The organism is Halomonas alimentaria (genome assembly GCF_009902005.1).
GTDB classification, from domain to species: Bacteria; Pseudomonadota; Gammaproteobacteria; order Pseudomonadales; family Halomonadaceae; genus Halomonas; species Halomonas alimentaria.
The window spans coordinates 2,713,629-2,726,523 of the sequence record NZ_WUTT01000001.1 but is presented as its reverse complement, the minus strand read 5'-3'; the positions used below and the strand labels follow the sequence as shown (position 1 = coordinate 2,726,523).

Below are 12,895 nucleotides of genomic sequence, written 5' to 3'. Positions count from 1 at the left end.
GGTCAGGCCGAGGGGTGGACGACGCCAGTCCCCCGGGAGTGGTAGCCTGAGAGTTAATGACATAGTCGGAGATGGCAGATGGCAAGGGCTCGATGCGCGATACTTTCGTGGGCGTTGCTGGTAGGAATGGCGCTGGCGACGGCCGGGTGCGGTGGCGAGGGCGAGCCGCCGGCGAGCGAGCCAGCCGAGACGAGCTCCGCCGCCGAGACTCCCGAGCCGCAGGCTGCGCCCGAGCCTGAGGCACCCGAGGTGCCGCCCTTCGACCAGCCGGTAGCGATCGAGATTACCTCCCGACTGGGTAGCGATCGGCGCCTGACGGTGGAGGGCAGCACCAACCTGCCCGAGGCAACTCGCCTGCAGGTCATCGTGGAGAGGGAACTCAGCGGGGTGCGCTGGCGCGAGCGCGTGTCGGTGGAGGCTGGCGGTTTCGTGGCGGGTCCCTTCGGCCCCGGCAGCGGGCTGCCGGATGGTGGCTATCGCGTCACCGTCGATGTGCAGGAGAGCAGCGTTCAGCCACGTTCGGTGCGTGACCGCCTGGGCGAGGAGAACGAGCATCTCAGCGGTCCCCTGGTGGGGCAATCCCGGCATGGCCTGGGGCAGGTGGCCAGCTTCAGCCAGCGTTTCCTGGTGGGCAGCGAGACGCGCCGTACCCACGATCGGGTGGAAGTGCTGCGAGTCGAGTAGACGCCCGTCGTAAGGGCGCCGCTAGCCGATCATGTCTGTAGCAGGCCGGGCTGCCAGCGTGCCAGCAGCTTGCCCAGCAGCAGGGTGTCGGAGGTGTAGCCCGAGGAGGTGTCGGCGCCGGGGTGGGCGAAGCGCAGGGCGCCGTCCGTGGCCTGGGTGACGTGGCGTACCCGGTGCTCGCCCTCCTGCTGGATCAGGTAGAGGCCGGCGCGGCGGAAGATGTCGGTGGGCGCCACGGCGACCAGGTCGCCGGGGGCGAGATAGTCGAAGGGCTCGTCGGGGGCCGGCGTGACCAGGAAGCAGTCGCCCTCCCACTCGAGTTCGGGCACCAGTTCGAAGGGCAGGACGATGCGACCGGCGTGGCGATCATGCCAGGGGGCCGGCGGGTGTCTCCGCAGATAGAGCGGCGCGGCGCGGTTACTGCTGTCACCCTCCAGCAGGCGGGAGAGCGGGCACTCCAGGGCACGAGCCAGGGCGACCAGGCGCTCGTGGCCGATCTGCTTGATAGCCCCGGACTCCCAGTAGGAGATGGTCACGTCCGAGACACCCACCCGGCGAGCGAGGGCGGCCTTGTTGAGCTTGGCTTCCTCGCGCAACGCTTTGATCCGCGGGCCTAGTTGGTGCATGTCTCCATCCTGTCGACTTTCGTGAGGTTGTTGTGATGACCCGAGATGATCTGCGATCACCTGGGCCTGTGCAATAGCGTGCGGCCAACGCTGCAACTGCGAAGGCTACCAGGCGACCGGCTCGCCGGCCCAGTCATAGAAGCTGTCACTCTCGGCGTATCGCCCGACGCCGATCACCCGCCCGGGGCGCACCAGCAGGGCGTCCACCACGGCAGCGACGATGCTGCCTCCGGCACCGGTAATCAGGGCGGTAAAGCCCTCGGGGAGTTGGCCGAGCATCACGCTCTCCTTCGCAGATGACCAGACATTGACCCCGGTCAGGCAGGATGATTCCCGGCCACGGCTGCCGAGGCGTCGGCAGGTGCGTATAATGCCGCCATCCATCCACCATCGGACCCGGGACACCGTAACGACATGACCGTACGCACGCGTATCGCGCCATCACCGACCGGCGACCCCCACGTCGGCACCGCCTACATCGCCCTGTTCAATCTGTGCTTCGCCCGCCAGCACGGCGGTCAGTTCATCCTGCGCATCGAAGATACCGACCGGGTGCGCTCCACCGCCGAATCGGAACAGATGATCCTCGACTCGCTGCGCTGGCTGGGCCTGGAGTGGGACGAGGGGCCCGACGTGGGCGGCCCCCATGGCCCCTACCGCCAGAGCGAGCGCGGCGATATCTACGCGGAGTACGCCCGCCAGCTGATCGAGTCGGGCCACGCCTTCCGCTGCTACCGCACCAGCGAGGAGCTGGACGAGCTGCGCGAGGCACGCAAGGCCGCGGGCATGCACCTGGCGCTCAAGCCCGCCGACCTGGCTCTGCCCGCCGAGGAGCAGGCACGCCGCGAGAAGGAGGGGTGGCCGCATGTGGTGCGCATGCAGGTGCCGGCCAGCGGCACCTGTGTGGTCCTGGACATGCTGCGCGGGAGCATCGAGGTGGACTGGGCCCAGGTGGATGCCCAGATCCTGCTCAAGTCCGACGGCATGCCCACCTACCACCTGGCCAATGTGGTGGACGACCACCTGATGGGCATCACCCATGTGCTGCGCGGCGAGGAGTGGATCAACTCCGCCCCCAAGCACCAGCTGCTCTACGAGTACTTCGGCTGGGAGATGCCGCAGCTCTGCCATATGCCGCTGTTGCGCAACCCGGACAAGTCGAAGCTCTCCAAGCGCAAGAACCCGACCTCCATCAACTACTACCGGCGCATGGGCTACCTGCCCCAGGCGGTGACCAACTACCTGGGCCGCATGGGCTGGTCGATGCCGGATGAGCGCGAGAAGTTCAGCCTCGACGAGATGATGGCCCACTTCGATATCCAGCGGGTCTCGCTGGGCGGGCCGGTCTTCGACCTGGAGAAGTTGACCTGGCTCAACGGCCTCTATATCCGCGAAGAGCTGGACGACGAGGGTTTCCTCAAAGCGCTGATGGAGTGGGCCTTCAACGAGCCCTACGTCAGGGAGATCCTGCCCCAGGTGCGCCCACGCGTGGAGACCCTCTCCGAGGTGGTGCCGCTCGCGGGTCACTTCTTCTCCGGCCTGCCGCGCATCAGCGAGGAGAGCTTCGACGGTGTGAAGCTGGGCCGCGAGGACCTGCTCAAGCTGCTGCAGTTCCTGGTGTGGCGTTTCGAGACGCTACCCGCCTGGCACAAGGAGGCGCTGCTCGCCGAGGTCAAGGCGCTTGCGGCACACTTCGAGCTCAAGATGAAGGAGTTCCTGGCTCCGGTGTTCATTGCCGTGACCGGCTCGCCCTCCAGCACCTCGGTGATGGATGCCATGGCGATCCTCGGTTCGGACATGACCCGGGCACGGCTGCGCCACGCCATCGAGGTGCTGGGCGGTGTCTCCAAGAAGCAGGCCAAGCGCTTCGAGAAGGAATACAGGGAGCTCTGAAAAAGAGTTGACGAAGTCGGGGCGGATCAGTAACATACGCCTCGTCTTCACGGCACGTTGGGGCCTTAGCTCAGCTGGGAGAGCGCAACACTGGCAGTGTTGAGGTCAGCGGTTCGATCCCGCTAGGCTCCACCAATTCGTGCGCAGCGTGAAGGTCACGTCCCATTCGTCTAGTGGCCTAGGACACCGCCCTTTCACGGCGGGAACAGGGGTTCGAACCCCCTATGGGACGCCATCTTGATTCAAAAAGGGCACCCCCTTGTGGGTGCCCTTTTTGTTCCCCGGTGATACCTCAAAGCGCCTGTTGCCAGCGTTGACATTTCTCACGTTATACCCCCTCCCTGACGCCGATTTCGTGGCGATTTCCGCTTGACTTGTCCACTCGGCATGGTTCCGTGCGGCTGTCTGTGCATAGTTCGGCCGCAAAGGCCCGCGCTGCCTGGCTTTTAATTAAATCCCTTTAAAAACAACAGTTTATACGCGATCAAAAAATGATCAATCTAAGCTCAGGCCGCTGATCATGGCGATTGTGAGACCTTTTCGAGGGGTTTTGAACAGGGTTATCCACAGAATGTGTGGAAAACGCCGGGGCAGTGGAAAAACAACCTTGCGGCGGCCCTGAAGGCCGCCGCGGGAAAGGGTCAGTCGGGCTTCACGGCGCGCAGGCGACGCAGCAGCGAGGAGGTGTCCCAGCGACCGCCGCCCATCACCTGGACGTCGGCATAGAACTGGTCGACCAGGGCGGTTACCGGCAGGCGAGCCTGGAGTCGGCGTGCCTGTTCCAGGCAGATGCCGAGATCCTTGCGCATCCAGTCAACGGCGAAGCCGTGCTCATATTCGTCGGCGATCATGGTGCCGTGGCGGTTCTCCATCTGCCAGGAGCCGGCGGCCCCCTTGGAGATCACGTCCACTACCCGCTGGCGGTCGAGACCGGCCTGCTCGGCAAAGTGCAGCCCCTCGGCCAGCCCCTGGACCAGGCCGGCGATGCAGATCTGGTTGACCATCTTGGTGAGCTGGCCGCTGCCGGCGGGGCCCATCAGCGTCACCGCGCGACCGTAGTGGCCGAGTAGCGGCTCGATGCAGGCAAAATCGGCGTCATCGCCACCGCACATGATGGTCAGGGCGCCGTTCTCGGCACCCTGCTGGCCGCCGGAGACCGGAGCGTCCACGAAGCCGATGCCGCGCTCGCGGCAAGCGGCATCCAGCTCCTCGGCGAGATCAGCGGAAGCCGTGGTGTGGTCCACCAGCAGGCTGCCCTCGGCCATGCCGGATAGGGCGCCGTTCTCGCCGGTGGTGACCTCACGTACATCGTCGTCGTTACCCACGCAGACCAGTATCAGGTCGGCACCGCTGGCGGCCTCGCACGGCGTTGCGTGGTGGCTGCCTCCGTGTTCCCCGGCCCAGGCCTCGGCCTTGGCCGGGGTGCGGTTGTAGACGCGCACGTCGAGGCCTGCGCGGGCGAGGTGGCCGGCCATGGGGTAGCCCATCACGCCCAGGCCGATAAAGGCGACGGTGGAGATCTTCTGGCTCATGGAGAATTCCTTGTTCTTCGGGTTGGGATAACGCAGAAAACCGCCCGAAGGCGGCTTTCTGTGATAGGTCGCGATGCCTGCCAGCGACTTACTTGGCAGGATAGTCGCGCTGGTCGTGGCCCGTATAGAGCTGGCGCGGGCGACCGATCTTGTAGCTGTCGCTGAGCATCTCGTGCCAGTGGGAGATCCAGCCGATGGTGCGCGACACCGCGAAGATCACGGTGAACATGTTGGTCGGGATGCCCATGGCCTTGAGGATGATGCCGGAGTAGAAGTCGACGTTGGGGTAGAGCTTGCGCTCGACGAAGTACTCGTCCTCCAGGGCGATCTGCTCCAGACGCTTGGCGATCTTGAGCTGCGGGTCGTCGATGCCGAGCTCGGCCAGGACCTCATCGCAGGTCTCCTTCATCACCTTGGCGCGCGGGTCGAAGTTGCGATAGACGCGGTGGCCGAAGCCCATCAGCTTGAAGGGATCATCCTTGTCCTTGGCCTTGTCGATGAAGCGCTGGATGTTCTCCTCGGAGTCGTCACCGATCTCGTCGAGCATCTTGAGCACCGCCTCGTTGGCGCCGCCGTGGGCTGGGCCCCACAGGGCCGCGATGCCGGCACTGATGCAGGCGAACGGATTGGCGCCGGTGGAGCCCGCCAGGCGCACCGTGGAGGTGGAGGCGTTCTGCTCGTGGTCGGCATGCAGCATGAAGATGCGGTCCATCGCCTTGGCGTAGACCGGGTTGATCTTGTACTCCTCGCACGGCGTGCTGAACATCATGTAGAGGAAGTTCTCTGCATAGTTCAGGTCGTTGCGCGGGTAGTTGAACGGCTGGCCCACATTGTACTTGTAGGACATCGCGGCGATGGTCGGCATCTTGGCGATCAGGCGGATCGCGCTGATGATGCGATCCTCCTCGACGTTGATGTCCATGTGGTCGTGATAGAAGGCGGCCAGGCCACCCACGACGCCGCACAGGATCGACATCGGATGGGCATCGCGACGGAAGCCCTTGAAGAAGTTGTTGATCTGGTCGTGGACCATGGTGTGGTTGCTGACCCGCGACTCGAAGTCGGCGTACTGCTCGTCGTTGGGCAGTTCGCCGAACAGCAGCAGGTAGCAGAGCTCGACGAAGTTCGACTCCTTCGCCAGCTGGTCGATGGGGTAGCCGCGATGCAGCAGGACGCCCTTGCCACCATCGATGTAGGTGATGGCCGACTGGCAGGAGGAGGTGGCCATGAAGCCGGGATCATAGGTGAACAAGCCTTCGGCGCCGAGTCCACGGACGTCGACGACGTCGGGGCCCAGGGAGCCCGAGTAGACGGGCAGTTCGATCGTCTTGTCCAGGCCGTCAACCGTCAGCGTCGCTTTCCTGTCAGCCATGAAAGGCCTCCTCTCGAGTTCGTGATTAGGGCGATAAGTCATTCATTCTTTGGCGTCTTCGCAGGGGGATGCCGGCGAAAAAGGTTCGCCCACTATAGAAGCGTCCCAGCGATTGTCAATTAGCCCATGGCGAGGGCTCTCATCTACTCTGATCGTCTTGTTGCATAGGACTTGCATAGGAAATGGTGCAAAGCACCATTACGCGGGGCTGCCCGGCGGCTCACGCCGGCAGAGCGGAGAAAAGGGAAGGGCGAGAGCTTTGTACCATGGTCTAGTCGGGGGCCGCCCGGTTTGTCATGGGGCGGGCGGGCCCCTATAATCCACCCCGCGCGACTGGCAGGTACAGCCGGTCTTGCCGCCCTCCGGCAACGGCCGATGCCTTCCCGAAACCACCGCCCGCCCGGCGCCTGTCCAGGCTTCCCAAAGCGGGCCATAGAGAGTGTGTAGAGAGCCGTGAATAGCAAACGACCCGTAAATCTGGATCTGTCCACGATACAGTTTCCGCTACCCGCCCTGACGTCGATCGCTCACCGCATCACCGGCGTCATCCTTTTCATTGGCCTGATCTTTGCCTTCTGGGCGTTGAGCACATCGCTCTCCTCCCCGGCAGGCTTTGTCGCGGTAAGCGATGCACTGGCCGGCAACTTCCTGGCCAAGCTGATCGCCTGGGGTCTGCTGTCTGCCCTGGCATTCCACTTCGTTGCCGGCATCAAGCACCTGCTGATGGACATGGATATCGGCGTGACCCTCGAGGGCGGCCACAAGAAGGCGCAGATCACCGTGGTGGTGAGCGCCGTACTGATCATTCTGGCGGGAGTCTGGGTATGGTAACCAACGTCACGAACCTCGGCCGCAGTGGCCTCTCCGACTGGCTGATCCAGCGGGTCTCGGCCATCATCCTGGCGCTCTATACGCTCTTCATCGTTCTCTACCTGCTGTTCAACCCGAATCTCGACTACGCGACCTGGAGCGGCCTGTTCGCCCAGACCTGGATGCGCATCTTCTCGCTGCTGGCCTTCGTCTCTCTGGCTGGCCACGCCTGGGTGGGGCTGTGGACCGTGACCACCGACTATCTCAAGCCGACCGCCATCCGCGTGACCGTTCAACTTCTTGTCATCCTGGCCATTTTTGCCTTCCTGGTCTGGGGCATTCAGATTCTGTGGGGAGCCTGATTCATGTCCAACATGCGTAGCCTGACCTTCGACGCCATCATCATCGGCGGTGGCGGTGCCGGCCTGCGGGCCGCCCTGGAACTCGCCAAGTCCGGCAAGAAGACCGCGGTACTCTCCAAGGTCTTCCCGACCCGCTCGCACACCGTGTCTGCCCAGGGTGGCATCACCTGTGCCATCGCCTCGGCCGATCCCAACGACGACTGGCGCTGGCACATGTACGACACCGTCAAGGGTGGTGATTATATCGCCGACCAGGACGCCGCCGAATACATGTGCTCCGAGGGTCCCAAGGCCGTCTTCGAACTCGAGCACATGGGCCTGCCGTTCTCGCGCTTCGACAACGGCCGCATCTACCAGCGTCCGTTCGGTGGCCAGTCCAAGGACTTCGGCGCCGGTGGCCAGGCGGCACGCACCTGTGCAGCGGCCGACCGTACCGGTCACGCCCTGCTGCACACGCTCTATCAGAACAACCTGAAGAACAACACCACCTTCCTCAACGAGTGGTATGCCGTCGATCTGGTCAAGAATGCCAACGGCGACGTGGTGGGCTGCATCGCCATGGACATCGAGACCGGCGAAGTGGTGCACGTCAAGTCCAAGGCGACCGTGCTGGCCACCGGTGGCTCCGGTCGTATCTACGCCTCCACCACCAATGCCCTGATCAACACCGGTGATGGCATCGGCATGGCGCTGCGCGCCGGCTTCCCGATGCAGGACATGGAAATGTGGCAGTTCCACCCCACCGGCATCTACGGTGCGGGCACCCTGGTCACCGAGGGTTGCCGTGGCGAGGGTGGCTACCTGGTCAACAAGGATGGCGAACGCTTCATGGAGCGCTATGCGCCCAACGCCAAGGACCTGGCCGGCCGCGACGTGGTCGCGCGTTCCATGGTCATGGAGATCCTCGAGGGCCGTGGCTGCGGCGAGAACGGCGACCACGTCTACCTCAAGCTGGATCACCTGGGCGAGGAAGTCCTCGGCAAGCGTCTGCCCGGCATCGTCGAGCTCTCCAAGACCTTTGCCCACGTGGATCCGGCCAAGGAGCCGATCCCGGTGGTGCCGACTTGTCACTACATGATGGGTGGCGTGCCGACCAACGTGCACGGCCAGGCCATCATGCGTGGTGAAGACGGCAAGGACCAGATCGTCAACGGCCTGTTCGCCTGTGGCGAGGCGGCCTGTGTCTCGGTCCACGGCGCCAACCGCCTGGGTGGCAACTCGCTGCTCGACCTGGTGGTGTTCGGCCGCGCGGCGGGCATGTTCATCGAAGGCGCACTCAACGAGGGTATCGACTACCTCGACGCCTCCGAGTCCGACGTCGAGACCGCGATGAAGCGTATCACGCGCTGGAACGAGTCCGAGGGCGGCGAGACCGTGCCCGAGCTCAAGCGTGAACTGCAGGCCATCATGCAGAACTCCTTCGGCGTGTTCCGCGAAGAGGAGAACATGCAGAAGGGTGTCAAGCAGCTGGCCGAACTGCGTGGCCGTATCGCCAACGCCTACCTGCCCGACAAGACCAACGCCTTCAACACCGCGCGTGTCGAGGCGCTGGAGCTGGACAACCTGATGGAGGTCGCCGAGGCCACTGCCATCGCCGCCCTTGAGCGCAAGGAGAGCCGTGGCGCCCACTCTCGCTACGACTACCCGGACCGTGACGACGTCAACTGGCTGAAGCATTCGCTTTACTTCCCGGCCGACAAGTCGGTCGGTCAGCGTGATGTGAACTTCAAGCCCAGGACCGTCGACACCTTCGAGCCGAAAGTCCGTACCTACTAATTCAGCAAATACGAGGGTGAGCCACGATGCTTCAGGTATCCATCTACCGCTACAATCCGGAGACCGACTCCGCGCCCTACATGCAGGAGTTCCAGGTCGACACCCAGGGCCGCGACGTCATGGTGCTCGACGTCCTGCACATGATGAAGGAGCAGGACAACGGCCTGGCCTACCGTCGCAGCTGCCGCGAGGGCGTGTGCGGCTCCGACGGCATGAACATGAACGGCAAGAACGGTCTGGCCTGCATCACGCCGCTTTCCGAGGTGGTGAAGGGCAACAAGCTTACGCTGCGCCCGCTGCCTGGCCTGCCGGTGATCCGTGACCTGGTCGTCGACATGGGGCTGTTCTACCAGCAGTACGAGCGCATCCAGCCCTACCTGCAGAACGATGAGCCGGCGCCGGCCATCGAGCGCCTGCAGTCACCGGAGGATCGCGACAAGCTCGACGGCCTCTACGAGTGCATCCTGTGCGCCTGCTGCTCCACCTCCTGCCCGTCGTTCTGGTGGAACCCGGACAAGTTCGTGGGGCCCGCGGGTCTGCTGCAGTCCTACCGCTTCCTGGTGGACTCCCGGGATACCGCCACCCGCGAGCGCCTGTCCGAGCTCGAGGATCCGTTCAGCGTGTTCCGCTGCCGCGGCATCATGAACTGCGTGGCGGTGTGCCCCAAGGGGCTCAACCCCACTCGCGCGATCGGCAAGATCCGCGAGATGCTGTTGGCCAACGGTAGCTGAGTCGATGGCACTTAAATCGTGTTCCGGGGCTTGGTATCATATGTCCAGCCCATCTCCTGCGACCATGGGTCGCGGGTAGCAGGGACACAGTGTTGGAAGCCGGTGCCCTGGGTGCCGGCTTCTGACCATGAAATTCAAGGTTTCCGGCCAGCGACGGCCGGAAGCGCCGGATACGCATAGGCCCCAGCCGGCAGGGCACCCCCGATGTCGCCGTGGCCGCGTCGCGGTGACGCCGATCACACCCCATCAGTGCAGGGTGACCGAGAGATGCAACAAGGCATAATGGAGTTGATGTGGCGCTCCTCCCACGTCACTGGCAGCAATGTCCACTACGTGGAAGCGCTCTACGAGCAGTACCTCGATGACCCCTCCGCCGTTCCCGACGAGTGGCGCCAGTACTTCGACGAGTTGCCGCGCCCCGAAGACGGCCCCTCCCACGATGTTCCCCTGGCCCCGGTCCGCGAACAGTTCCACCAGCTCGGCAAGCAGCGTCGTACGGCACTGGCACCCGCTGCTGCCGATGGCGAGGAAAATCGCAAGCAGGTCAGGGTCCTGCAGCTGATCAACGCCTACCGCTTCCGCGGTCACCAGAAGGCTAATATCGATCCGCTGGGACTGCGCAGCCAGATGCCGGTTCCCGACCTCGACCTCTCCTTCCATCAGCTGTCGAAGAGTGACCTCGATACCGAGTTCCAGACCGGTTCGTTCTTCCTGGGCATGGACAAGGCTCCGCTCAAGGAGATCGTCGACGCCCTGGAGCAGACCTATTGTCGCTCCATCGGCTGCGAGATCATGCATATCGTCGACACCGAGGAGAAGCGATGGCTGCAGCAGCGCTTCGAGTCGGTGCGCAGCGCGCCCACCTTCAGCAATCAGGTGCGCCAGCATGTGCTGGAGCGCCTGACCGCTGCCGAGGGCCTGGAGAACTACCTGGCCTCCAAGTACCCGGGTACCAAGCGCTTCGGCCTGGAGGGGGGCGAGTCCTTCATTCCGATGATGGACGAACTGATCCAGCGTGGTGGTGGGTATGGCGTCAAGGAAGTCGTGATCGGCATGGCGCACCGCGGTCGCCTCAACCTGCTGGTCAACATCCTCGGCAAGAACCCCGGCGAGCTGATCGACGAGTTCGACGGCAAGAAGGTGATCGAGCGCGGCTCCGGTGACGTCAAGTACCACCAGGGCTTCAGTTCCAACGTGATGACGCCGGGCGGCGAAGTGCACCTGGCACTGGCCTTCAACCCCTCCCACCTGGAGATCGTCTCCCCGGTGGTCGAGGGCTCGGTGCGTGCTCGCCAGGATCGCCGTGACGACAGCGACGGCACCAAGGTGCTGCCGATCAACGTGCACGGCGATGCGGCCTTCGCCGGTCAGGGCGTGGTCATGGAGACCTTCCAGATGTCCCAGACCCGTGCCTACAAGACCGGCGGCACGCTGCACATCGTCATCAACAACCAGGTCGGCTTCACTACCTCGCATCCCGAGGACTCGCGTTCCACCGAGTACTGCACCGATATCGCCAAGATGGTCCAGGCGCCGATCTTCCACGTCAACGGTGACGATCCGGACGCGGTGCTGCACGCGACCCAGGTGGCGCTCGACTACCGCCAGCAGTTCAAGAAGGACGTGGTGATCGACCTCGTCTGCTACCGCCGCCGTGGTCACAACGAGGCCGACGAGCCCAGCGGCACCCAGCCGATGATGTACCGCAAGATCAAGGATCACCCTTCCTCGCGGGCCGTCTACGCGCAGCGTCTGGTAGAGCAGGGCGTGCTCTCCGAGGACGAGGCCAAGGCGATGATCGAGACCTATCGCGAGGACCTGATGGCCGGTAACCATGTGGCCAATGCCCTGGTTCAGGAGCCCAACACCTCGCTGTTCGTCGACTGGAAGCCCTACCTGGGACACGAGTGGACCGGCCACGCCGACACCTCGGTGCCGATGAAGAAGCTGCAGCGCCTGGCGGCGAAGATGTGCGAGATTCCCGACGGGGTCGAGGTCCAGCGTCAGGTGGCCAAGATCTACGACGACCGCCGCAAGATGCAGGCCGGCGGCATGGCCCTCAACTGGGGCTTCGCCGAGACCCTGGCCTACGCCACCCTCATCGACCAGGGGCATCCGGTACGCATCACCGGCCAGGACGTGGGTCGCGGCACCTTCTCCCACCGCCATGCGGTGGTGCACAACCAGAAGGACGGCAGCGCCTACGTTCCCCTGCAGCACATGGCGGACGGTCAGCCGCGCTTCACCATCCATGACTCCTTCCTCTCCGAGGAGGCGGTGCTCGGCTTCGAGTATGGCTATGCCACCACCGCCCCCAATGATCTGGTGATCTGGGAGGCGCAGTTCGGGGACTTCTTCAATGGCGCCCAGGTGGTGGTCGACCAGTTCATCTCCTCCGGCGAGACCAAGTGGGGTCGGCTGTGCGGCCTGACCATGCTGCTGCCCCATGGCTACGAGGGGCAGGGCCCCGAGCACTCCTCGGCCCGTCTGGAGCGCTTCCTGCAGATGTGCGCCGAGCACAACATGCAGGTCTGTGTGCCCACCACCCCGGCGCAGATCTTCCATCTGCTGCGTCGTCAGGTGATCCGCAAGGTGCGAAAGCCGCTGGTGGTGATGTCGCCCAAGAGCCTGCTGCGCCACAAGGATGCCACCTCCAGCCTCGACGAGCTGGCCGAGGGCAAGTTCCAGATGGTGCTGCCCGATCAGGCCAACCTCGAGGCGGCCAGCGTGGAGCGCATCATCCTGTGTGCCGGCAAGGTCTACTACGATCTGGCGGCCTGGCGTCAGGAGAACGGTCGGGACGACGTGGCCATCCTGCGCGTCGAGCAGCTCTACCCCTTCCCCAAGGAGGAGCTGTTCGAGGCGATCCAGGCCTATACCAACGTTACCGATATCGTGTGGTGTCAGGAGGAGCCGCTCAACCAGGGCGCCTGGTATCCGAGCCAGCACCATATGCGTGCCGTGGCGGACATGCTCAAGGACGGTCTGGGAGGCAAGCTCAAGTTTGCCGGCCGGCCGGCCTCGGCGGCTCCCGCTGCCGGCTATATGTCCGTGCACACTGAACAGCAGCGCCAGCTGGTGGAAGACGCCTTCAATCTATAACGGCGCC

At 64.2% G+C, this 12,895-nt stretch carries 11 protein-coding genes and 2 tRNA genes; 9 read left to right on the top strand and 4 right to left on the bottom strand.

What is annotated here, in order from left to right; genetic code table 11:
* The first annotated feature begins 78 nt into the window (after positions 1-78).
* The gene (locus GRB96_RS12905) at positions 79-684 is read left to right on the top strand and encodes a hypothetical protein (RefSeq protein ID WP_240894165.1); all 606 of its coding nucleotides are present in this window, start codon (positions 79-81) and stop codon (positions 682-684) included.
* A gap of 29 nt (positions 685-713) precedes the next feature.
* Here the strand turns inward: GRB96_RS12905 and GRB96_RS12900 are convergent, their stop codons facing one another.
* Together GRB96_RS12900 and GRB96_RS12895 are read right to left on the bottom strand one after the other, a co-directional pair.
* Positions 714-1,310: a helix-turn-helix domain-containing protein gene (locus tag GRB96_RS12900; RefSeq protein WP_161432519.1), complete on the bottom strand. Its 597-nt coding sequence runs from the start codon at positions 1,308-1,310 to the stop codon at positions 714-716.
* Between the two features lie 105 nt (positions 1,311-1,415).
* Positions 1,416-1,589: a hypothetical protein gene (locus GRB96_RS12895; RefSeq protein ID WP_161432518.1), complete on the bottom strand. Its 174-nt coding sequence runs from the start codon at positions 1,587-1,589 to the stop codon at positions 1,416-1,418.
* 135 nt (positions 1,590-1,724) lie between these two features.
* Between GRB96_RS12895 and gltX the strand changes: the two genes are divergently transcribed.
* From gltX to GRB96_RS12880, 3 genes are all read left to right on the top strand, one after another.
* Positions 1,725-3,203, top strand: coding sequence for a glutamate--tRNA ligase (gene gltX, locus GRB96_RS12890; RefSeq protein WP_161432517.1), 1,479 nt, complete (start codon positions 1,725-1,727; stop codon positions 3,201-3,203).
* A gap of 59 nt (positions 3,204-3,262) precedes the next feature.
* Positions 3,263-3,338, top strand: a tRNA-Ala gene (locus GRB96_RS12885).
* Between the two features lie 24 nt (positions 3,339-3,362).
* Positions 3,363-3,438, top strand: a tRNA-Glu gene (locus GRB96_RS12880).
* A 406-nt stretch (positions 3,439-3,844) separates the two neighbouring features.
* On the opposite strand, the gene GRB96_RS12875 is transcribed toward GRB96_RS12880, so the two are convergent.
* Together GRB96_RS12875 and gltA are read right to left on the bottom strand one after the other, a co-directional pair.
* Positions 3,845-4,735: an NAD(P)-dependent oxidoreductase gene (locus tag GRB96_RS12875; protein ID WP_161432516.1), complete on the bottom strand. Its 891-nt coding sequence runs from the start codon at positions 4,733-4,735 to the stop codon at positions 3,845-3,847.
* A gap of 88 nt (positions 4,736-4,823) precedes the next feature.
* Complete coding sequence (gene gltA, locus GRB96_RS12870; RefSeq protein WP_161432515.1) at positions 4,824-6,107, bottom strand: citrate synthase; 1,284 nt, start codon at positions 6,105-6,107, stop codon at positions 4,824-4,826.
* A 453-nt stretch (positions 6,108-6,560) separates the two neighbouring features.
* Between gltA and sdhC the strand changes: the two genes are divergently transcribed.
* From sdhC to GRB96_RS12845, 5 genes are all read left to right on the top strand, one after another.
* Positions 6,561-6,938, top strand: a complete 378-nt coding sequence (gene sdhC, locus GRB96_RS12865; RefSeq protein WP_161432514.1) for a succinate dehydrogenase, cytochrome b556 subunit — start codon at positions 6,561-6,563, stop codon at positions 6,936-6,938.
* Positions 6,932-7,279 (top strand): succinate dehydrogenase, hydrophobic membrane anchor protein, encoded by a 348-nt coding sequence (sdhD, locus tag GRB96_RS12860; protein ID WP_161432513.1) that lies wholly within the window; start codon positions 6,932-6,934, stop codon positions 7,277-7,279. Before sdhC ends, sdhD begins: the two co-directional genes overlap by 7 nt.
* Before the next feature lie 3 nt (positions 7,280-7,282).
* A complete protein-coding gene (gene sdhA / locus GRB96_RS12855; protein WP_161432512.1) occupies positions 7,283-9,055 on the top strand; it encodes a succinate dehydrogenase flavoprotein subunit in 1,773 nt (590 codons plus the stop codon).
* Between the two features lie 26 nt (positions 9,056-9,081).
* A complete protein-coding gene (locus GRB96_RS12850; protein WP_161432511.1) occupies positions 9,082-9,786 on the top strand; it encodes a succinate dehydrogenase iron-sulfur subunit in 705 nt (234 codons plus the stop codon).
* Positions 9,787-10,053: 267 nt separating this feature from the next.
* On the top strand, positions 10,054-12,888 hold the full coding sequence (locus GRB96_RS12845; RefSeq protein ID WP_161432510.1) for a 2-oxoglutarate dehydrogenase E1 component: 2,835 nt from the start codon (positions 10,054-10,056) through the stop codon (positions 12,886-12,888).
* The last annotated feature ends 7 nt before the right edge of the window (positions 12,889-12,895 follow it).